General features: G+C 54.4%; 20 protein-coding genes and 2 pseudogenes. 9 read left to right on the forward strand and 13 right to left on the reverse strand.

Annotation, left to right across the window (positions count from 1 at the left end; genetic code table 11):
* Positions 1-160 precede the first annotated feature (160 nt).
* The 4 genes from JCM12296_RS21585 to JCM12296_RS21590 all read left to right on the forward strand — a co-directional run bounded on the left by JCM12296_RS21585 (position 161) and on the right by JCM12296_RS21590 (position 1,990).
* A complete protein-coding gene (locus tag JCM12296_RS21585; protein ID WP_054697873.1) occupies positions 161-412 on the forward strand; it encodes an AbrB/MazE/SpoVT family DNA-binding domain-containing protein in 252 nt (83 codons plus the stop codon).
* Entirely contained in the window at positions 400-729 is a 330-nt protein-coding gene (locus tag JCM12296_RS36815; protein ID WP_083456384.1) for a type II toxin-antitoxin system PemK/MazF family toxin, read from the forward strand. Before JCM12296_RS21585 ends, JCM12296_RS36815 begins: the two co-directional genes overlap by 13 nt.
* 29 nt (positions 730-758) lie before the next feature.
* Positions 759-1,082: a DUF2845 domain-containing protein gene (locus JCM12296_RS36820; RefSeq protein ID WP_083456385.1), complete on the forward strand. Its 324-nt coding sequence runs from the start codon at positions 759-761 to the stop codon at positions 1,080-1,082.
* Positions 1,083-1,186: 104 nt separating this feature from the next.
* Positions 1,187-1,990: a DUF3786 domain-containing protein gene (locus tag JCM12296_RS21590; protein ID WP_054697877.1), complete on the forward strand. Its 804-nt coding sequence runs from the start codon at positions 1,187-1,189 to the stop codon at positions 1,988-1,990.
* Between the two features lie 195 nt (positions 1,991-2,185).
* Here JCM12296_RS21590 and JCM12296_RS21595 read toward each other — a convergent pair whose 3' ends face one another.
* From JCM12296_RS21595 to JCM12296_RS21645, 12 genes are all read right to left on the reverse strand, one after another.
* Positions 2,186-2,371, reverse strand: a complete 186-nt coding sequence (locus tag JCM12296_RS21595; RefSeq protein ID WP_157067801.1) for a hypothetical protein — start codon at positions 2,369-2,371, stop codon at positions 2,186-2,188.
* A 64-nt stretch (positions 2,372-2,435) separates the two neighbouring features.
* Complete coding sequence (locus JCM12296_RS21600; protein WP_054697883.1) at positions 2,436-3,380, reverse strand: universal stress protein; 945 nt, start codon at positions 3,378-3,380, stop codon at positions 2,436-2,438.
* Positions 3,381-3,724: 344 nt separating this feature from the next.
* Positions 3,725-6,787 carry an efflux RND transporter permease subunit gene (locus tag JCM12296_RS21605; protein WP_054697887.1) on the reverse strand — a complete coding sequence of 1,021 codons (3,063 nt, stop codon included), beginning with the start codon at positions 6,785-6,787 and terminating at the stop codon, positions 3,725-3,727.
* 14 nt (positions 6,788-6,801) lie between these two features.
* Positions 6,802-7,857 (reverse strand): efflux RND transporter periplasmic adaptor subunit, encoded by a 1,056-nt coding sequence (locus JCM12296_RS21610; RefSeq protein ID WP_054697890.1) that lies wholly within the window; start codon positions 7,855-7,857, stop codon positions 6,802-6,804.
* Positions 7,854-8,474, reverse strand: a complete 621-nt coding sequence (locus JCM12296_RS21615; protein WP_054697893.1) for a TolC family protein — start codon at positions 8,472-8,474, stop codon at positions 7,854-7,856. Before JCM12296_RS21615 ends, JCM12296_RS21610 begins: the two co-directional genes overlap by 4 nt.
* A complete protein-coding gene (locus tag JCM12296_RS21620; protein ID WP_054697895.1) occupies positions 8,471-9,133 on the reverse strand; it encodes a TolC family protein in 663 nt (220 codons plus the stop codon). The genes JCM12296_RS21615 and JCM12296_RS21620 overlap by 4 nt, the downstream gene beginning before the upstream one ends.
* Positions 9,134-9,289: 156 nt before the next feature.
* A complete protein-coding gene (locus tag JCM12296_RS21625) occupies positions 9,290-9,478 on the reverse strand; it encodes a hypothetical protein (protein ID WP_054697898.1) in 189 nt (62 codons plus the stop codon).
* Between the two features lie 138 nt (positions 9,479-9,616).
* Positions 9,617-10,270 carry a hypothetical protein gene (locus JCM12296_RS38695; RefSeq protein WP_157067803.1) on the reverse strand — a complete coding sequence of 218 codons (654 nt, stop codon included), beginning with the start codon at positions 10,268-10,270 and terminating at the stop codon, positions 9,617-9,619.
* Entirely contained in the window at positions 10,257-10,586 is a 330-nt protein-coding gene (locus tag JCM12296_RS21630; RefSeq protein WP_054697901.1) for a hypothetical protein, read from the reverse strand. The genes JCM12296_RS38695 and JCM12296_RS21630 overlap by 14 nt, the downstream gene beginning before the upstream one ends.
* 34 nt (positions 10,587-10,620) lie before the next feature.
* Positions 10,621-11,325 carry an AAA family ATPase gene (locus JCM12296_RS21635; RefSeq protein ID WP_054697906.1) on the reverse strand — a complete coding sequence of 235 codons (705 nt, stop codon included), beginning with the start codon at positions 11,323-11,325 and terminating at the stop codon, positions 10,621-10,623.
* A gap of 114 nt (positions 11,326-11,439) precedes the next feature.
* Entirely contained in the window at positions 11,440-12,471 is a 1,032-nt protein-coding gene (locus JCM12296_RS21640) for an SLC5/6 family protein (protein WP_054697908.1), read from the reverse strand.
* A gap of 5 nt (positions 12,472-12,476) precedes the next feature.
* Positions 12,477-12,824: a sodium:solute symporter family transporter gene (locus tag JCM12296_RS21645; RefSeq protein WP_054697911.1), complete on the reverse strand. Its 348-nt coding sequence runs from the start codon at positions 12,822-12,824 to the stop codon at positions 12,477-12,479.
* Between the two features lie 404 nt (positions 12,825-13,228).
* Here JCM12296_RS21645 and JCM12296_RS21650 point away from each other — a divergent pair, with 404 nt between their 5' ends.
* The 5 genes and pseudogenes from JCM12296_RS21650 to JCM12296_RS45300 all read left to right on the forward strand — a co-directional run bounded on the left by JCM12296_RS21650 (position 13,229) and on the right by JCM12296_RS45300 (position 19,294).
* Complete coding sequence (locus JCM12296_RS21650; RefSeq protein ID WP_054697914.1) at positions 13,229-15,166, forward strand: bifunctional acetyl-CoA hydrolase/transferase family protein/GNAT family N-acetyltransferase; 1,938 nt, start codon at positions 13,229-13,231, stop codon at positions 15,164-15,166.
* Positions 15,167-15,181: 15 nt separating this feature from the next.
* Positions 15,182-15,619 (forward strand): DUF4149 domain-containing protein, encoded by a 438-nt coding sequence (locus tag JCM12296_RS21655; RefSeq protein ID WP_054697916.1) that lies wholly within the window; start codon positions 15,182-15,184, stop codon positions 15,617-15,619.
* 168 nt (positions 15,620-15,787) lie between these two features.
* Positions 15,788-17,279: pseudogene (locus JCM12296_RS21660) on the forward strand (acyl-CoA carboxylase subunit beta).
* A 60-nt stretch (positions 17,280-17,339) separates the two neighbouring features.
* Positions 17,340-18,556, forward strand: a pseudogene (locus tag JCM12296_RS45295) (acetyl-CoA carboxylase biotin carboxylase subunit); the annotation flags it as partial.
* Between the two features lie 546 nt (positions 18,557-19,102).
* Positions 19,103-19,294 (forward strand): biotin/lipoyl-containing protein, encoded by a 192-nt coding sequence (locus tag JCM12296_RS45300; RefSeq protein WP_246804706.1) that lies wholly within the window; start codon positions 19,103-19,105, stop codon positions 19,292-19,294.
* Between the two features lie 203 nt (positions 19,295-19,497).
* On the opposite strand, the gene JCM12296_RS21670 is transcribed toward JCM12296_RS45300, so the two are convergent.
* Positions 19,498-20,133, reverse strand: coding sequence for an HD domain-containing protein (locus tag JCM12296_RS21670; protein ID WP_172684023.1), 636 nt, complete (start codon positions 20,131-20,133; stop codon positions 19,498-19,500).
* Positions 20,134-20,478: the final 345 nt, after the last annotated feature.

The raw sequence follows: 20,478 nt of genomic DNA on the forward strand, positions 1-20,478 counted from the left end.
CAACCATCGCTTCGAGGGAAACCGAGAAGCTGCGCGTCTCGGTTTCCCGTCGGCTTCGCCGCCGGGCGGCCCCTCAAGATGAACGTTGGGTTAAATATCCCTTGACGTCAAAAGCCAATGTAATTACAATGTAACTACTATCATCGATGGGAGCGCGTTTATGAGGGCACGTGTAATAAAAATTGGCAATTCGCAAGGGTTACGTATCCCAAAGCCTATTCTTGAACAAACAGGGATTGTGGATGATGTTGAAATAGAGGTTGAAAAAAATCAAATCATCATCCGGCCAGTCAAAAATGCTCGAGAAGGCTGGGATGCTGCTTTCAAAATTATGGGTGAGCAAGGCGACGACGAACCTGTTATTGACGATAGCATTTCAACTGCATGGGATGACGACGAATGGCAATGGTAGTCAAACGCTTTGATGTTTACTTAATAAACCTTGACCCCACGATTGGATCGGAAATTCAGAAAACTAGGCCGTGTTTAGTTATCTCGCCTGACGAAATGAATCGAAATATTCGAACCGTGATTATAGCTCCGATGACCTCGGCTCAAAAAGATTACCCTACCCGTGTATCTTGTAATTTTCGAAAAAAACAAGGGCAAATCGTATTGGATCAGCTACGAACAATAGATAAAATACGGCTTATTAAAAAGCTTGGCACTATTGATTCGAGAACTCAATTAGATGTTATTTCAATACTGCAAAGATTATTTGCATTTTAAATAGCCTAACTGAAAAAAAGGATAGTGGAATGAAAATTTTAGCTATACTTTTTCTTTTTATATCATTGTTATTCACCACAACCTTGCTTAACGCAGAATCTCTGATGAACTGTGAAAATGGAAGTTCCGTGTCATTGGGTGATTTAAAATATCAAGTTCGTTTGTCCTGTGGAGAACCAAAAAGTACAGAAATTTTAGGCTATATTGACAAAATACAGAATGAGGAACGTATACGGGTAATGAAAATCGAAGAATGGATTTATTCAACCTCTTTTTATGGCGAAAAATATTTCTTCAGTTTGATATTTGAAGGCAACAAATTAGTTGAAATTAAAAAAGTCGGTTACAAATAAATGATGCACTCGTAAAAAGTCGTGGGTCCGACGGATTCGTACAGATTGCGGGACGGATAGCTTGCCGTATCGTTTGCCGAATTGATGAAAAAGGGATGAGCTCAATGGCACATATCAATAACCCCATGGAAATCTACAAGTTGTTGAACGGCTCCAACTGCAGGGCGTGTAATGAACAAACCTGTCTGGCATTTGCGGTGGCCGTATTCAAAGGAAGAAAACCGATAGGTGACTGTCCCCATCTGGAACAAGACGTGATTGATCGGTATGGCGGCAACGTCGAGAAACCAAACACCGTCGACGAATATAAGGCGGAGGCCATTGAAAAACTAAAGCAAAGAATATCCTCGATCGATCTTTCCATGGCAGCAAAACGGCTGGGCGCAGAATTCTCAGAGGACACATTGAGAATAAAGATTTTTGGGAAGTCGTTCAGCGTGGATGCCAAGGGCAATCTCTCATCTGAAGCACATATCAATGCCTATATGGTGGTGCCCGCATTGAATTATATTTTAAACGGTTCGGGAAAGGCACCCCAGGGAAATTGGATCACATTCCGGGAACTGAGCGGCGGGCCTCCCCGGTTTGCCCATTTTCAAAAACGGTGTGAAGAGCCGCTGAAACGGTTAGCCGATACCTATACGGACCTGTTCAAAGATATGCTGGAGATCTTCGATGGAAAAAAGATTGACAGCGATTTCGGGTCCGACATTTCAATTGTTCTGCATCCCTTGCCGCTTTTTCCCATCATGGTCTGTTACTGGCGGCCTGAAGAGGGCCTTGAATCCAGCCTTCACATTTATTTTGATTCCTCATCCGACGACAATCTTGACATTGAATCCAACTATACGATGAATGAAGGCATTGCGTTGATGTTCGAGAAGATCGCTTTGCGACATGTGACCTAATTCATCAGCATCAACGCGCCTCCGGTGATCCGAACATCTGCACGCCGTAGGGACGGGGTTGGGGACGGGCATGCTTTTATGCGTTTTATGGGATGAGCATACGATAGGGGCTGCCATTGACGCTTTTACCGCAACGCGCTTCCATCACTCAGCGTATTTTCCAGATAGGTTGAGCCTTTTTTGGGTATCACAGCGTCAGAGAACATTGCCAATCAGGTAGTTTTCCAAGATATCGCGGGCTTTGGCAGGCATCTCTTCGAGCTTTTCCTTGCAGTCGGCACAAACGCAAAGGTGTTTTTCACTGATGTAAAGCTGACCGTCGCTGGGTTTACCACCACAAAGATCACAGCACGCCAAATTCTTGATAATGGCTTCAAACATGGCACACATCCTCTCATTAGTGGTTTTCCAGTGCTGCCGCGGCTGTGGCACAATAGGCTGTTGATCAGCCGCTCACCACCCATATCGTTTGATCATTGATGAGCTGAACCAGTTTCATCGGTACCCGCCCAATGGGAAAGGCCTTCACGCGTGAAATTCCCCGACGACCGACGACGATGGTACCATACCCCCCCTGCAGTGCCTGAGCAAAAAGGGTGCCGCCACGGGTGGCAACCCCGGAGACCACTTTGACCGTCACTTGGTCATCATGGATACCGCTCGTTTTCAGGGAATCGATGGATTTTTCGAACACCGGAAGCATGGCTTTGCGCACCCCCATCTCCCGACTCGCCGCCGCCTGGGCGATGGCCGGATCGGATGCGTCGGCCCCATCGATCAGCGGATTGCGAATGGCATGAAATAGCGTGATCTCCGCCGAACTTTCTGCAAGCATTCGCCCCACATGATTGATCACGGCGGTGGTTGCCGGGGAACCGTCGATACAAACGAGCACCTTTCGAGAATTCGATCGACCGCCAACCAGCCACAAGGTGTTATCCGTGAGAGCGGTTACCAGTTTACTGGCCACACTGCCGATGACCAACCGCGTAATCGGGTTGTACCCGGTCTTGCCGGCAACAACGGCCGCGTATCCACTACCGGCCTGCTTGAGAATGTCACGGGCAACGCCTTGCTGTCGTGGCTGAACGATCACATGGACGGACGCAGCAGGAAAGCCGGCATCATGCAATATCTGACGGGCACCGTCCATGAATGCGTCCATCATCTCCCGGCGGCTGGCCATCATCACCGAAACCGGCTTGCCATCCAGGGCCTCGGCCGGTGAGGCCTCAACATCCCAATAACTCTCGGCAATGGACGAAAGCACGTGAAACAGTGTCACCTCGGATGCCATCGGCGAACACATCTCCGCCACGTAACGAACCACATCCAGCGACCCTTGGGAGCCGTCAACGGGCACCAGCAGCTTTTGTTTTTCGGATGCCATGTTTCCCTCCAATCCGTTGGGGAGGTTAATTTGCCATATAGGGGAACAACGACCGCATCCAGCGGTTTGAGACGTGGTATCATCACTGCCGATTTTAAATAATATGCAGCAAAATGAATACCAGTTCAGCCAACCGATAAGGCAACTGCCAATCTTTGGATTCATCATCGAATTTAATGCGTTATGTAAAAGCCCATGAAATGGGCGGGGAAAGTGTATGTCGGATTGTTTTACAAACTGTAGGATTCCGGACGTTGGTGAGTCAGGAAGTTGTAATCGGCGGCAGGGAGGATTTTATGCGTTTCCTTGAATGATCCCTCAGCCTATTCTTCAGATATTTGGGTTCATCGTTTTCTTTCCAGACTATAGGCAAACATGGGAATATAAATTAACGTCAGAACCGTTCCGATCAAAAGCCCGCCCACGGCCACGTCGGCCAGGGGAGAGAGCCGTTCCAGCCCCACGGCCCACTCAAAAGCAATGGGGATCATGCCGGCAATGGTGCCGAAAGCGGTCATGAACACCGGCCGGAAACGCACCCGCACACTTTCCAGGGCCGCCTCAAAGGGCGTTTCATCCTTCTTTCTAAACTCTTGGTAAAAATCGATCAGCAGAATCGAATTTTTGATGATGATGCCGAAAAGCAGCAGGATGCCCACCAGGCTGGGCATGCAGCTCGGCTTGTTGAAGATCAGCATGCCCCAAGAAGCCCCGATCATGGCCAGCGGCAGAACAAGGATCATGACGACGGCCAGGCGCACCGACTGATAAATCGCCACCAGGGCCATGAGCAAGAGAATGACGCCGATGCCGATGGACTTGATCATCCGCTGGAAAGAGTCCTGCATCTGCTTGATGTCGCCCTCCTGGCTGATTTCAACGCCTTTGACGCCGGCTTTGTTCAACTCTGTCTGGGCGTCTTCGGTCAAGGTCGAGATGGCACGCCGGCTGCGGTACCCGGATACATCCAGGGCGTAGAGCATCTGGTTGCGTTCGATCTTGTTGGCGGTCAGTCCATAATCGATCTGCGCCAAGGCCGAAAGCGGCACCGGCCCCCTGGGTGTCTGGATGGGGATCAGGCGAAGCTGGTCCGGATTGCCGTCAAAGGGCCGGTTGTAATACAGGCGGACAAATTGGTTCTGCATGGAAACCAGATTCGCACTGACCGCCACCGGCAGGCCGGCCAGGGGAAGCTGGGCAGCGATCTGCACCGGTGTCATGCCATAGGCCAGGGCGCGGTTGGTATCGATGTTCAGGCGAGCTTCGGTAAAATCATTGTCCCAACTGGTGTTGACCGATGTCAAACCCTTGACCGAGCCAAGGGCGGCTGCAGCTTTTTGCGCGGCATCGGGTAGGACATGGTAGTCTTCGGCCAGCAGCCGTACATCGATGGGTGCCTTGATGCTGGACATGGGGGTGGCGCCGAAGTCATACACGTCGGCCGCCTTGATGTTTCGCAAACCGGACAGCCGCGAACGGATCTCATCCTCGATCGACCAAATGCTCTTTTTTCGGTGGAAGCGGTCGACGCAGTTGATGGTCATCATGGCCTCGGCAGGCAGCGACCCCGATCCCAGGGAAAGCACGCCGGGCTCGGAACCGTAGCTCACCGAACTCATGACCACTTCCGGTTGCTGGTGGAGCCATTCTAAAAATGGCTTGAGACGTTTTTCCGCTGTGTCGACCGACGCGTTGGCGGAGAACTTGACATGGGCCTTGATGATACCGGTATCCATGGGCGGCATCAGGTCGCGGCCGATCACCGGCATGATGCTTTTGACGCTGAAGGCTAAAAGTGCGACCACGGCGACGGTCATCAGGAGTCGCCGTAGGCCGGAACGCCCTCTTGCGGAAAACTGCAGGATCGCCAGGTAGGGGCCGACCAGGCGTCCGAAGCTTTTCTCATAGAGCCGCTCAAGCAGCCGCTCGAAGCGCGTCTTGGAGACTCCCTTGCGGTAAAGGAAAAAGGAGATGGCCGGAATGAACGTGATGGACAGGAAATAGGAAACCACCAAGGCGATGATCAGGGTGGAAATCAGCGGCCGGAAAATCTGCTGGGGAAAATCACCGGCGAACAGGAAGGGAAACATGATGGCCACGGTGGCCACGGTGCCGGCGAAAACAGGCGCGATCACTTCCTTGGTGCCGGCGATGATCGCCGTATCCAGATCCTGTTTCAACTCCACCAGATGGCGCTCGATGTTTTCCAGGACAACGACCGCGTCATCCACCAACATTCCCAACGCCAGGATGATGGCCGTGTAAATGACGATATTCAGCTCGCCGCCGGTCATCCAGATGATGGCCAGGGTGGCGAAAAACACCATGGGAATGGAAGCCAAGGCCGCGGCCACGGCCCGCAGGTTGCCCAAAAAAAGGAGGATCACCAGCAGGGTGAAGATGATGGCGTCCCGCAAGGCGTCGAGCATGTTGGTGTTCGCGGTTTGGATCAGGTTTCGCTGGGTGTCGGCCAGCGCGAAGCGGATGTTGGGGTAGCGCGGTTTCAGTTTTTCGATGACCGCCCGACCGGCCTTGCTCGTGGAAAGGACCGACCCGCCCGGTGCACGCTGGATGGCCAAAGCAATGGCGGCTTTTCCGTTGCCCTCGTAGCCGGAAAACCGTTTCTGATGCTCCCACCGAATGTCGGCGATATCGCTCAGGCGAACGTTGGGAGCGACCGGCAGCATCCTCAGTTCGTCCACACCGGCTCTTTCGCCGTAGACGGTGATCGTGAAGAAGGAATCGGCATTCTTGCTGAATCCGACGGGAACGTCCAGGTCCAGGGCACGCACCGTCGTCGCGATCCTATCCAGGCTCAACCCCACGGCCTTGGCCCTGAACGGATCGACATTGATGCTGATGGCGCTCTGGTACCCGCCGAAAACCTCCACGTTACCGACTTGCGGGTTGCGCAACAGCGCGGGTTTGATGTCGCTTTCGGCGATCTTGCGGACATCGTCCAGGGTCAGGCCGCCGCCGGCCGGCGACAGAGCAAATACGTCCACCGGCAGTACATGGGAGCCGGCCATGTAAATGGATGGATGGACGTCCCTGGGCAGTTTGCCGCGCACCTTGTTGACGGCGTTGTTGACATCCACGGCGGCCGGTTCCAGCCCCTTGGCATACTCGAACTCAGCCGTGACGATGGACATGCCGGCGATATTGACCGAGCTGACCTGGCGGATCAGCGACAGGGTGGATACCTCCTCCTCGATGGGCTTGGAAACGGTGGCAGCCACCACGTTGGGTGTGGCGCCGGGCACCTGGCTCATCACGATGATGGTAGGCCTGTCGCTGTCCGGAAAAAGATTTTTGGGCATCCCGATCAGGCCGTAAACCCCCAGCACGAAGAATCCGGCGATCAGGCTGTAGAGCAGGTAAGGACGCCTGTGAAAGAAATCGAACATCGTCGTCGGCCCTCCTATACGTTGCTTATGGTCACGGGAACGCCGGCGGCCACGCGCAGGAGAATATCCGGCTTGGCCACGATGACCCTCCGGCCGGACAGATTTTGTTCAACCGTCACGCCCTCGACACCACGGGCCGTTATCGTGACCCTCAACCGTTCGGCCTTGCCGTCGGCGGACAGCACGAACACCGAGGCGGAATCGTCCAGGGTCAGCAGGGCGTCGACCGGTAAAAGCACGCCTTCGCCCTGATAAACGATCACGTTTACATTGGCATATTCCCCCTCGACCAGACCGGTATCCGGGGGCAGCGGCGCCACATACTGCACCAACCCGGTATCTCCGGTTTGCTCCTTGGAAGTCAGGGGCAAGAGGTGACCTTGCAGCGTGATGTTTGCGGCGGGAAGTGAACTCGGTAGTGAAAGGTTCAGATATAGACCGGCTTTGGAGGAAATCCGGAACAACGGCTTGCCGGGCGTGGCCAGGTCGCCGGGACTGACCATGACTTGACTCAGGGTGCCGGAAGCCGGGGCCAGGATGCGGGCATAGCTCGACAATTCCTCGATTTCTTTCACGCCTTGCATCAGGCTTTCCCGTTCCCGCACCAGGCGTTCGATGGCGGCTTCTTCCTGTTGTTTTTGCTCCAGAGATGCCCCCTTGACCTTGAACAGTTCGAGGGTGCGCTGATGCGCCTGGCGCTGGGCTTCGATTTCCGCGTCTATCCCGTCCCGTTTGGCCAGCAGGCTCCTGCGTTTGGCCTCGAGTTCGCCATTGTCGACCAGCGCAATCAGTTCTCCCTCATGAACGGTTTCGCCCTCCCGCTTTAAAACCTTGGTGATCCGGCCGGTAATCCGGGTCGACAATACCGCTGAAATGTCCGAGGCCACCACCCCCATGGCCGGAAGTGTCAGCGTGACCGGTTGGGCCTTGAGATCCATGGACGCCACGACCGCCGGCAAAACCGGCGCCGGAGCGGCCTGGGCAAGCTCGGCTTTTCTTTTCTTGAGCAGCATCAAAGCAGCGGCGGCAACCAGTAGGAGGACTAAAATAAGGACAAAGCGCTTTTTCATTCCACGACTCCCTTCAAATCCGTTCCATAAATTACCGCCTGGCGAGCCACGATTTGCCACTTTTGTTGACGCGCCTGATAAAGTGTGGCCTGGGCAGCCAGCACATCGCTTTCGTAACGCAGATAATCCTCCATGGTCATGCGTCCCGCGCGCACAGCGACTTGGGCCACGGACAACAGGGTTTGGCTGTCGACGATTGATTTCTCGGCCAGCGTAATGGACTTTTCGACGACCGGCATTTTGCGATCCAGCGCGTTCGCCAGGGCCGTCATATCCAGGCGTGTCTGTTTCAGATGGTTTTTCGCCTTTTCCAGTTGAACACGGGCAATGGCCTCGTCGGTGCTCAACGTGCGGTCGAACAGAGGGAATTTCAGGACCAGGGCGATTTCGTTGTAGCTCCTGTAAATATGGCTGTCGGTGTTGTATGCCTCGCCGTCATTGCCGGAAACAAAACCGGCAACCGACAGCGTGGGCCAGCGGACCGAACGCCGCCGCTCGACTTCCTTTTCGGCGGCATCGGTGTTGTATTGCGCGGCGGTTACCGGCAAATAGGCGATCCCGTCCGGCTGGTGCACAAGGGTCATGTCCGCCGCCGCGGTGAGTTCGATGCCGGTCAAGGAATGGATCTCCCGAAGGTGTCCAGGCGTTTCATGTTCAAATCGTTGCGCTGCTGGTCCAAGTCGTTGAGCGTTTTCTGAATCTTCAGGAGCTCGGATTCCGGAGACCTTCCGGTTCTCACCTTGAGCGACATATCCTCAAGGGTTTTGCCAAGTGATGCGCGACGCCCATCGATCGCCGATTCAAGGGCTTGCAGATAGAACAGCGCGCTGTTGAGCGAAACCACCGACGCCTGGCGGCCGATCAGGTCCAATTGCCGGTCGGTTTCGGCCTTTTCCCGCAGTAGCATCGCCTTTTGCCTCAGCACGTAGAGTTCGCGGACGTACACGGGCGCGTCGAAGCTAAGACCGTAACGCAGGATCTCGCGGGAAAAGGGAATCGAATCTCCGGCCTGTACATTGATTTCGGTGGGCGGCATGGGACGCAGGTTAGTCGGGGAGTTGTAGCTTTCGAAACGCCCGAAAAGCCCCAGTTTCGGAAACAGTGCGCCTGTGGCCCGCGCCTTTTGCAGGTCGCTCTCCCGGACGGACAATTCACTGACCGCATAGCCCGGCTGCCGCTTGGCCGCATCCAGAAGTTCACCGATGCTGGCGGTGGCGGACCAGCCGTTCACATTCCAGAAGATCACCAGAACCACAATGGAGAAATAGCATTTCATCGCTTGGCTCCTGATACATCCCAAAATTGAAGATATCGCCCACAAGCAACATGCCCCGCGCCCACGACGCCGAGTCACCCGTGTTCTGGTGGTGATGTCGCGAACCGGCATTTCATTCTAATTTCGTCATATAACGATATAACAAGGTTAATAAAATTAGCTCTTGCAGATGGTCTCTGGATTAATCGCCGGCAGCCTTGCCTTCAGCACGGCCACCTCCGCCTCATCCTCCAGCCAGCGGCGGAAACTGCCAATCAAGCCGGCAACGTATGGATTCTTGGCGCCGTTGGCAATCGGCAATTCACCACGGTCATTCCCTCGAATCGGGCCGAAAAGGGCCTTCATGAACACCCTTACCTGAAAACCATTATATCGTCATATATAAATATGAAGACGGGGCCGCGCTGTCAAGGGAAAGATATGCATTGACCACCACACAGATAATGATAGTGCGCCATGTCGTCCGCTTGCATGCGGGCGATATCAATACTTTTCCTCTACAGCGTCAGCCAAACAATCACAAAAGCGGTAACCCAGATCGGGAGGAGGGCCAGGTTTCTCATTCCCCGGTTTTCTTAGTCGAGATGACAATTCAATGTGATATGCCAGCCACCCTGGATTCGTAATCGTTAAGGTCTTCGTCGCTTTGAAATAGATGTCAGAAAACCGCCCGCAGATTGAGATGCCGGACAGCATGGGGGTATTTTTTATCTTACGATTTATTATTGCGGCCAGTTCTTCTGAATTGGCAGATTGATCTGCCGAACCACAGGAGATTTCGACATCATATTTGGATCTGAATTTTCCGTGCCCATGTATCTCTATTAAAATTTTTGGACGCCATTCAAAGATCTGTTTCGAATAGTCGCTATCCAGATGCTTGTTGACATCAATCGTGGAATTGCATGCGATTAGGCTGAAACAATCCAGTCTTTCAGCAAGGTACCGACCAAGAAATCCTGCATTTTCGTCGGAATCACGATGTTCAGGACATGGTAAGGTGGGAGTTCCGGCTGGAGCATGATGCGGCACACCGACTACAATATCATATCTTTTTCGTTTTTCGGCAACCAACAATGACCGTTCGGTTGATTCCAGTAGCTTTATGGTATCATTTGCAAAATCAGCCATCGTCATTTAATTTTGTTCGACCTAGGTTTGATCGAGAAGTCACATCGAGTGCACACCGCACACTTTCAGCCAGATATTTCAACTCGTCGAGATCGACTTCGGTCAGATCATTTTCTTCTTTATCAATCAGCTCCCGACAGCTCTCTTCAGAACTGGGGAATTCATCTAAATTCAATTGAAACGCCGTAATGCTCAGCAAGTTCAGGATGGCTTCAAGTGTCTTGATAATGCCCATGGTTTCAACATCAAGGGGCTCCTTCCTTCTTTGGTGGACAAGGGTGGCGTTTATTTTCTGAAAAAGTTCGGATTGCGAGATGATCATTTAAAATACCTATGGGCCCATTTCTGGCTGAATACTATCGATCACGGAAAAAGTTGCTGTATATCTGATAATGCGCCGTTTCCTGGTACGCAATCGTGCTGATTGGGTTTTGATCGAAACTGTATATCACGGCATCATCGTATGATAGCAAAATAGGGGAATGCGTGGCGATGATAAACTGCGCATGCCCTGCTTTCCCATTTTCACGAAGAATCTCCAATAGCACAAGTTGACTTTTGGGCGATAGGGCCGTTTCGGGTTCATCCAGAAAATAGATCCCCCTTCGTTTATAGCAGGCGCGAAAATAAGACATGATCGATTGGCCATGCGATTGGGTGACAAGCGACTTTCCACCAAAATATTCCAGTTGCCCAGGGTCTGAGGCTGCCCAGTTATCGACAATTCGCCTGAAGTCGTTGAAGATTTCCGAGCCAAAATACGATCCGGGGACCTTTCCGTCTGACCACGCGATGGAGAGGTATCGGTACAGCTGTTTTTCGTACGGATTGACCTGGTAGCGAACACCATCGGACTTACGCCAAATATGGATGCCGCTCGCAAGGGCGATGGCTTCCAGAAAAGTGGACTTTCCGGTGCCGTTCTCGCCGACGAAAAAAGTCACCGGCGATTCGAACGGGATTTGCCGGGTTTGATTGAAAATCGGTAAAGAGAAAGGGTAATGACAATCCGACGGGTATTTTTCATGGTGCAAGGTAACACGATACATGTGATTGAGCATTTTAATTCAGCGCCTGTTTAGCAAAAAGCGTTATTATTTGAATGGTGTCGCCCAGCCAAAATTCCCCTTTAGGCGTAACCCACCAGTACAATAGACAGCAATTGACACATCCGATCATGCCGGCGATGGCGCCACCGGCCGGCCCCGCCGGACGGCGATGACCGCCAGCAACAAAGAGATGCCCATGCCGGTCATCGGCAGGCTTTTCGCCCAGAATCCGGGAATGAGTTGGCCCAGGCCGTTCACCACTGGGGCGATCTTCGGCAACAGGCCGAAAAAACCGCCGGTGAGCACCGCCGCAAAGGACCACTTCGGTGCCAGCCGCTTCTTATGAATCATGATGAGGGCCACAAAGAGCGCCGGCACGATACCGGCCGTGTAGAACTCAAAGGCTTCCAGCAACAAACCGATGATGTCCCAGTTACCCCACAGGGCGGTGAGATAACCCAGGCTGCCGAGAAGCAGCACCAGAGACCGGGTACGGATCATGTCACCGCTGTCATCCATGGGTTTGCGGTTCAGAAGATCGTGTTCGATGATCGAAGCCGTCATCACCAGACAGGTGTCGGTCGTTGAAATGACGGCCGAAAGAACGCCCAGAATCAATACGAGGCCGCCTGCTTTGGGCAGTTCGTTGAGAAAAATATGGCCCAGGACACCGCTCTTTCCCGGATCAATACCGCGGGTTTGCGCCCACATGCCGATCAGGACAATGAGAAAAGAGAAGACCAGCACGCCGAATCCGGCAATCAGGCTGGACCGATAGGCGGTTTGCGGATTTTTAGCGGTGAGCAGCCGGCTGAACATCATCGGGCAGATGAAGTAGGACCCCATGACGATGGTCAGGTAATAGAAGAGATCCCGGCCGGTATAGGCATCGTTGGTCAGCTCGAAAGAGAGCGTCCCGACATCGACCGGCTTGGCCGTGTACAGGAAGAGGACGGTGAAAAGTACTGCTCCGGCAAGGATGGCAAACTGGAGAAAATCGGTTTTCAGGATCGATGCCTGCCCGCCGAGAAAAGAGTAAACCACGATAATCACCGCAGCGAAAGCCAGGATTGCCCGAGAATCGACGCCGGTCAGGGCGGTGAGAATCTTTCCCGCGGCGATGAACTGGGCCGCGATGATGCCGACCCAGGTAATCACAATGATCAGGCGACCAGAAAGCGGGTTTGCGATCCCATGGTTTTCTGGGCCAGATCCGGCAGGGTGACGGCCTTCGACGCCCGGACCTTTTCCGAAAGGAGCCACGCCTGAAGGATCAGACCGATGCCGCCCACGGCGAGAAACCAGATGGCGGGAAACCCCTTGGAAAAGGCCTTGTCGGCCAATCCGATGGTGGATCCGCTGCCGATCATCGACGCCATCAGCGACACGGTGACGATGGCCAGTTTCTGGCGGCGGCCGGCCAGGACATAATCGTTGAAATCCTGGATCTTGCGAAAATCGATGATGCCAATTCCCAGCAAAAAGACGAGATAAACAGTCAATACGGTCATCGCGTGCCACCCTTAACGGTTCACAGTCGGTCTCACATCCTGGCGACAAGCCAGGACATCCCAGCCGGCGGTTGCCCTTCCCCCATATCACAATGCCGTGTAAATTGCTCTGACAAGTCCGCAAAGGGGGACCAAATCTCTTACGGTGAATGGAAGCATTAGAAGTCGGTTAAATCAAATATTGGCATTCATCAATTCAATTTGAAATTGTTTCCATCGGGATGGGTTCGGGACTTGATGCGCTCTAAAACAAAAGGTATGCTGACGCATTGCGCCCTTTAGAACACATGCCGTGCCAGACGGACACCCACAGGACGGCGACGCCTCATATCTTGATGGGATTCACAAACCTATTTTTCCGGGCGGCCACTTGCGGTGCCCTCAATTTTTCATGGAGGAAAACCATGGAGTTGGAAAAAGCCTGCCCAGAAAAACTGGTCGACACCAATACGGCCCTGTCCAAAATCAAAAACGGCAGCCGGGTGTTTATCGGTTCCGGATGTGGGGAGCCGCAGCATCTGATTCGCACCATGGTGGAAGACCTGAGCATGCAGGACACCATGCTCTACCAGATGCTATCATGGACCTTCGCCGATTATGTGGACGACCGCGAATTCATGAAACGCTTCTCGCTCAAACTTTTCTTCATCAGCGCCCACATGAGAAAAGCGGCCTTCGAAGGAAAAATCGATTATATTCCCACCTACCTCTCCCAGATCCCGCGTTACTTTGCCAAGGGCCACATCGCCTTGGACGTGGCCCTGATTCAGGTCAGTCCGCCCGATGAATTCGGTTACTGCAGCCTCGGCGTATCGGTGGATATCACGCTGGCCGGCATGCAGAATGCCAAATTGGTCATCGCCCAGGTCAACCCGCGCATGCCGCGAACCTGGGGAGACAGCATGGTTCATATCAATGAGATCGACTACCTGGTGCCATTCGAAGAACCCCTCGTCGAGACGCGGCCCCATTTCAAAAATCCCCAGGTGGCCGAGCGCATCGGTTACTACGTCAACCAATTGGTGGATGATGGGGCCACGCTTCAGATCGGGTTCGGCCATTTGCCCAACACCATCCTGCAGCAGTTGAGCGGCAAACGCGATCTGGGCATCCACACCCAGTTGATCACCGATGCATTCCTGCCGCTGTTCGAACAAAATGTGATCACCAACCGCAAAAAGACCCTGCATCCCGGCAAGGTGCTGACATCCATGTGCATGGGATCGGAAAAGCTCTACCGCTTCATCCATGACAACCCCATGTTTTATTTCTCCTCATCGGAGTATGTCAACGATCCCACGGTCATTGCCCTTAACGACAATCTTATCTCGATCAGCTCGGCGCTGGAGGTGGACCTGACCGGTCAGGTCTGTACGGACTCCATGGGCCATCTGTTCTACAGTGGCATCGGCGACCAGGTCGATTTCTTGCGCGGCAGCGCCATGTCCAAGGGCGGCTTCTCGGTCATCGCCCTGCCCTCCACGGCCCAAAACGGCAAGGTCTCCAGAATTGTACCGCACTTGAGCCAAGGCGCCGGCGTCGCCACCACCCGTGGCGACGTCAACTTTGTGGTAACCGAATATGGGATTGCCGAGCTTTCCGGGAAAAGTATCTACCAGCGCGTCATGGAACTGGCTCAGATCGCCCATCCCCAATTTCGCGAAGAACTCATCGACGTGGCCAAGAGCCGTCACTACATCTTTGCCGACCAGTTGCCCCCCTCCCAGGATGACCTGATTTTTCTCGAACGCTACAAAAATCAGATGACCCTGAAAAATGGCAAAACCGTCGAATATCGGCCGCTGCTCCCCTCTGATGAGTTCGCCTATCGCAACTTTTATTATTCGTTGCAGGAAAAGACCATTTATTACCGTTTCTTTTACAAAATGAAGGTTTTCTCCCACGAGGTGGTCCAAAAGCAATGGTCCAGCGTGGACTATCGCAAAAACATGTCCATGATCGGATTGGTGCGCATCGGCGGGTATCAGGAAATCATCGCCATCGGCTCCTATGCCGACGATAGCAATGGCCTGGCCGAAGTGGCTTTCGTGGTGCGTGAGGATTTCCAGAGCATGGGCATTGCCTCCCATCTCTTGGCGTCCATGCAACAGATTGCCAAGGAAAACGAATTCACCGGATTCTCGGCCATGGTCCTCAGGGAAAACACCGCCATGCTGCAGGTCTTCAAGAAACGCTATCCACATGCCAAAGCAAGCATCCGAAACGGTAATGAAATCAGCATTCTCATGGATTTCAGTGATGCGGTGGAGTGGGGACGCAAAGTGACCAGCGACAAACCGGGCGAGGATGACGTTTGCGTATGCCCTGCCTCGGACGCTTAAAAGGAGTCGAGACCGATGCCTGCATTTCTTTATCGCCTCGCCATCGCCTGTTGGGTGGGCGGCGCATCCCTGTTCACGTTTGTCCTGACCCCCGCCATCTTCAAAGCATACAACCGGGATATGGCAGGCGGAATTGTGGGTGTGCTCTTCCCCGGCTATTTCAAATGGGGGTTGGTTTGCGGCGCGATTGCCCTTGCCACCAGTTTGTTCTCGTCAACGGTCAAACACAAAACGATAGCTGCAATTATCATTGCAATGATGCTGGCCATCACGTCGGTCCAGGCATTTGTGATCGAACCCAAGGTCGCAGCGCTGAAAAATACAATTCCTTCGTTTGAAACGACCCCGCAAGACAACCCGCTGCGTGTCCGGTTCAAAAGAATACACGCCGTGTCAGCCGTGAGTAACCTTGTTGTTATTGGCGGTGGGATCGCCTTGATTGTTCTTCTTTAATACCAGATAACCGATTTGGATCATTATGCGTACGTCGTCGGGAATGCCTGCGCTCGAGAGGCCAAATCCACGGCAAACCCGTCGGCGAACCAGTAGAAAGGACCCCTCATGGTTGAGATCATGCATAGCAATATCCTGGAATTGGCCAAGATGCGCCAACAGGCCGCCATGGGCGGCGGCGAGCCCCGCAACGACGCGCAACACCACCGGGGAAAGCTGACCGCCCGGGAACGCATCGATCTGCTGCTCGACGAAGGCTCTTTCGAGGAGCTGGACATGCTCAAGGTGGGACGCGCCGACACCACCGGAGCCCAGGGGAATTATCCCGGCGATGGCGTGATCACCGGCACGGGTGCATCAACGGCCGCGAGGTCTTCGTCTTCAGCCAGGATTTCACGGTCATCGGCGGGTCCCTGGGCGAAGGCCACTCCCAGAAAATCTGCAAGGTCATGGACCTGGCCGGCCGGGTCGGCTCGCCCATCATCGGGCTCAATGATTCAGGCGGCGCCCGTATCCAGGAGGGGGTGGACGCCTGGCGGCCTATGGCGAAATTTTCCACCGCAACGTCAACGCCAGCGGCGTTATCCCCCAGATCTCCTGCATCATGGGGCCCTGCGCCGGCGGCGCGGTGTACAGCCCGTCGATCACCGATTTCGTCTTCATGGTGGACGGCACCTCCAATATGTTCGTCACCGGCCCCAACGTGGTTAAAACCGTCATCCATACGGATATCAGCGCCGAAGACCTGGGCGGGGCCAGTGTCCACGCGGAAAAAAGCGGCGTGGCCCATTTCGTCTACCCCAATGACATTCTCTGCCTGCGCGGCGTTCGCCAGCTGATCAACTACCTGCCGTCCAACAACCGGCAGAAGGCCCCCTTTCTCGACCTGAACGATCCGCCCGAGCGCACCGATCCCGCCCTGGACTACCTCGTACCGCCGAACCCCAACCAGGGCTACGACATGAACGTGTTGATCACCAGCATCCTCGACGGCGCCGAGTTTTTGCCGGTGCAGCCCGATTTCGCCCGCAACATCATCTGCGGGTTCGGACGCCTGGGGGGGCAGACCATCGGCCTGGTGGCCAATCAACCGGCCGTGCTGGCCGGGGTGCTGGACAACCATGCCTCCTTCAAGGCCGCGCGTTTCGTGCGCTTTTGCGATGCCTTCAACATCCCGTTGATCTGCCTGGTGGACGTGCCCGGCTTCATGCCCGGGCCGGATCAGGAACATAGCGGCATTATCCGTCATGGCGCCAAACTGCTCTACGCCTTTACCGAGGCCAGCGTACCGCGCATCACCGTGATCGTGCGCAAGGCCTATGGCGGCGCCTACCTGGTGATGAACTCCAAGCACATCCACTGTGACATCAACTACGCCTGGCCCACCGCGGAAATCGCCGTTCTGGGACCGCGGGGGGCGTCGGAGGTGGTCTACCGCAAGGAAATTGCCGCCGCTGCCGATCCGGACAGCCTGTTGAACGAGAAAATGGAGCATTACCGCAAACATTACGTCAATCCGTTCCTGGCGGCCAAACGCGGCTATATCGACGATGTGATCTTTCCCAGCGACACCCGGCACCGGCTCATCCGCACGCTTCAATTCCTGGAGAGCAAAAAAGGCGACCGGCCCGAACGTAAACACGGCAACATTCCCTTGTGAGGTTTCCCCATGTTTAAAAAAATCCTGATTGCCAATCGTGGCGAAATCGCCGTCCGTGTGATGCAAACCTGCAAGCGCCTGGGCATCGGCACCGTGGCGGTCTATTCGGATCCCGATTTCCGCAGCCTGCATGTGGCCCAGGCCGACGAGGCCGTGCCGCTGGGCGGGGCCCGGCCGACGGAATCGTATCTCAACAAAGAAAAAATTCTCAAGGTCGCCCAAGATACGGGCTGCCAGGCCATTCATCCGGGCTATGGTTTTCTCTCCGAGAACGCGGCTTTCGCCGACAGAGTGACCGCCGCCGGCATCACCTTCATCGGCCCCTCCGGTCCGGTGATCGCCCGCCTGGGCGACAAGATCGCATCCAAGCAACTGGCCATCCAGGCCGGCGTTCCCACCGTACCCGGCCACGTCAAGGCCCTTTCGAGTTATGCGGAGGCGCAGGCCGTGGCCGCCGAGGTGGGCTATCCGATCCTGCTCAAACCGGCGGCCGGTGGAGGCGGCAAGGGCATGCGCACGGTGGAGCGCCCCGAGGACCTGGCATCGGCCTTGAAGGTCTGCCAGCAGGAAACCCTCAAGGCCTTTGGCGATGACACCATCTTCATCGAACGCTATATCACGGCCCCGCGCCATATCGAAATCCAGGTGATGGCCGATGCCCATGCAACGCCATTTACCTGGGCGAGCGCGAATGCTCGATCCAGCGCCGTTACCAGAAAATCATCGAGGAGTCCCCTTCCGTGGCCCTGGATGCCGAATCCCGGGCACGAATGGGCGAAATGGCCTGCCGCCTGGCGCGTGAGGCCGGCTATGTCAACGCCGGTACCGTGGAATTCATCTTTGACCACGACCGGCAGTTCTATTTTCTGGAGATGAACACCCGGCTGCAGGTGGAACATCCGGTAACGGAGATGGTCACAGGGCTGGATCTGGTGGAATTGCAGCTACGCGTTGCGGATGGCGATCCCTTGCCGCTGGCGCAGGAAGATGTCCAGCGCAACGGCTGGGCCTTCGAGGCACGGGTCTGCGCGGAAGACACGGAGCGCAACTTCGTCCCATCGGTGGGGCTTGTCACGCGCTATGCCGAACCGGCCGGGGAGCGTATTCGGGTCGACAGCGGCGTGCGTGCCGGCAGCACCGTGCATGTCTTCTACGATTCCATGCTGGCCAAGGTGATCACCTGGGGGGCCGATCGCGAGGAGGCCCGACTCAAGATGGTCGACGCCCTGAACGGCTATCACATCGAGGGCGTCAAGACCAATGTGGATTTCGCCAACCGGGTGATCTGCCACCCGGCCTTTATCGCCGGGGATCTTTCGACCGGTTTTATCGACCAGCACCTGTCGGATGGGGCCGAGAAGATCCCTGCGCCCGTAAAGGCCGTTCACCCCATGGTCATCACCGCTACCTTGATCTACCATCTGCGCGAGAACCTGATCCACGACAGCTTGCTGCCCCTGCGGGCCCAGGTGGGCGCCAGTACGACGGCCAAACGGCAGTACACCTACGTGACCAAAAGCGACAAGTCGGTATTCAAGGTTGAGATCGAAGCCAGGGAAGGCCAAAACCAGTGGCACATCCGAATCGACGACACCGTCTACGAAACGGAAACGCCGCCCATGGAGTACTACCGCCGCCGTCTGAAATTGACCATCGACGGCGCCAACCACTATTTCCGTCTTTACTACAGCGGCAACTTCATCGAGGTGGCCTATTGCGGCATGGTCAACCGGTTTGAAATCTATACGCCCAAAGAGTGGCGCCTCGCCCAGTTCATGCCGGCGCCAACCGCCAAAGCGTTCGACAATCTGCTGCGCTGTCCCATGCCCGGGCTGGTGGTGGAGGTCAATGTCCAACCCGGTGATCGGGTATTCAAAGGACAGCCGTTGCTCTCCATCGAGTCCATGAAAATGGAAACGGCGGTGGCCTCCCCGGTGGATGGCGTCGTCGATGCCGTTCGGGTGACCGCCGGCGAAACAGTGGACACGGGGGCTGAACTCATATCATTTCAATAGCTCCGACGTACAAGAGTTCCTGAAAAACGCTTCCATCGTCCTCCCGCATGCGGTAATACCGCCGGAGCCGGGGGACGATGGCGGTTTGGAATCAAGGCAAGTCGGCCGCCGTTTCAATGCGATGGCATCAATTTCCAACGGGCAAGCCTTCAATGCCGTATCACAGGACGACGTCCTCCTCTGGCCGTGCCAAAAACATTATCTTAAAGGCTATGGCTCGGCGCAGAGAGTCTATCCAGAGAGCTTTCGCGCAGCCGCAATTCTTCTTTGGCAATGGTTAAGCCGGTCCGGGTAATAAACCACTCATCAAGTTTTTTCCGTAATCTATCGAGGTTCTGCGAGAAGCTCAGTGCAAAACGCAGTGCATTGATTCGTGCGCCATCCTCCGAATACCGCCATAATTTATCAGCGTCTTTGACTACGGCGTCATTGATGGAAATAGCGATCTTTCTCGAGTCGTGTCCGATGATGATGTCAGTAATTTCTTTGATCAAATGCTGCGGATATCTCACCTGTTCAAGAATATCACGGGCGATCCTTGCCCCTTCGATCTCATGAATCCGATTGAGTTTCATATCCTTATCACCCGGGCCGAAGGCGGAAAGCTGCAAATCTTCAGGAATGCATTTCCAGCCCACATCGTGAAGAATGAGCGCCGGATAAACCACATGGGGATCACCGCCCTCCTTTTTGAGCAAACGTTCGGCAAACCTGCATGAAATTCGAGTATGCGTTTTGTTTTCACGGGTATCGAGAAAGGGCATTGCCAGGTCAAATATCACGTCAAATATCTCTTGCATCATCGTTCTTTCATTCTCAGGCTGAGTGGAATCAGGCATACATACGAATCCGCTCATAATTAATTTGTTACGGTCTAACCCCGCCACTTCTGGTGGAGGCCCCGGAAAAGTTCTACCGATCCGGTGTGAAATTAAAAATAGGTTCTTCCTCCGGGAGAGTCTCCAAAAGCAAAACTGTAGAGGAAAAACCTATGTACGGGTCGAAAGTCTATCGCATGTATACTGGGATTGCAAATACAATGTAGTAATTGTTCCCAAATACCGAAAGCAGCGATTATACTGCAACGCCCGGAAATCTGCTGACCCAATCATAGCCAAACGATGCCAGCAATGATGCATTGCAATAGTATAGTTTTTCTAAACTTTCCGTTTATTTTAATTAGA

It is taken from the genome of Desulfosarcina cetonica JCM 12296 (assembly GCF_001311845.1).
Taxonomy (GTDB): domain Bacteria; phylum Desulfobacterota; class Desulfobacteria; order Desulfobacterales; family Desulfosarcinaceae; genus Desulfosarcina; species Desulfosarcina cetonica.

Bases quoted from the DNA above. Each gene is read 5' to 3' on its own strand.
- JCM12296_RS21585 (WP_054697873.1), top strand. From the start codon at position 161: ATGAGGGCACGTGTAATAAAAATTGGCAATTCGCAAGGGTTACGTATC.
- JCM12296_RS36815 (WP_083456384.1), top strand. From the start codon at position 400: ATGGCAATGGTAGTCAAACGCTTTGATGTTTACTTAATAAACCTTGAC.
- JCM12296_RS36820 (WP_083456385.1), top strand. From the start codon at position 759: ATGAAAATTTTAGCTATACTTTTTCTTTTTATATCATTGTTATTCACC.
- JCM12296_RS21590 (WP_054697877.1), top strand. From the start codon at position 1,187: ATGGCACATATCAATAACCCCATGGAAATCTACAAGTTGTTGAACGGC.
- JCM12296_RS21595 (WP_157067801.1), bottom strand. From the start codon at position 2,371: ATGTTTGAAGCCATTATCAAGAATTTGGCGTGCTGTGATCTTTGTGGT.
- JCM12296_RS21600 (WP_054697883.1), bottom strand. From the start codon at position 3,380: ATGGCATCCGAAAAACAAAAGCTGCTGGTGCCCGTTGACGGCTCCCAA.
- JCM12296_RS21605 (WP_054697887.1), bottom strand. From the start codon at position 6,787: ATGTTCGATTTCTTTCACAGGCGTCCTTACCTGCTCTACAGCCTGATC.
- JCM12296_RS21610 (WP_054697890.1), bottom strand. From the start codon at position 7,857: ATGAAAAAGCGCTTTGTCCTTATTTTAGTCCTCCTACTGGTTGCCGCC.
- JCM12296_RS21620 (WP_054697895.1), bottom strand. From the start codon at position 9,133: ATGAAATGCTATTTCTCCATTGTGGTTCTGGTGATCTTCTGGAATGTG.
- JCM12296_RS21625 (WP_054697898.1), bottom strand. From the start codon at position 9,478: ATGAAGGCCCTTTTCGGCCCGATTCGAGGGAATGACCGTGGTGAATTG.
- JCM12296_RS38695 (WP_157067803.1), bottom strand. From the start codon at position 10,270: ATGACGATGGCTGATTTTGCAAATGATACCATAAAGCTACTGGAATCA.
- JCM12296_RS21630 (WP_054697901.1), bottom strand. From the start codon at position 10,586: ATGATCATCTCGCAATCCGAACTTTTTCAGAAAATAAACGCCACCCTT.
- JCM12296_RS21635 (WP_054697906.1), bottom strand. From the start codon at position 11,325: ATGCTCAATCACATGTATCGTGTTACCTTGCACCATGAAAAATACCCG.
- JCM12296_RS21645 (WP_054697911.1), bottom strand. From the start codon at position 12,824: ATGACCGTATTGACTGTTTATCTCGTCTTTTTGCTGGGAATTGGCATC.
- JCM12296_RS21650 (WP_054697914.1), top strand. From the start codon at position 13,229: ATGGAGTTGGAAAAAGCCTGCCCAGAAAAACTGGTCGACACCAATACG.
- JCM12296_RS21655 (WP_054697916.1), top strand. From the start codon at position 15,182: ATGCCTGCATTTCTTTATCGCCTCGCCATCGCCTGTTGGGTGGGCGGC.
- JCM12296_RS45300 (WP_246804706.1), top strand. From the start codon at position 19,103: ATGCCCGGGCTGGTGGTGGAGGTCAATGTCCAACCCGGTGATCGGGTA.
- JCM12296_RS21670 (WP_172684023.1), bottom strand. From the start codon at position 20,133: ATGCCTGATTCCACTCAGCCTGAGAATGAAAGAACGATGATGCAAGAG.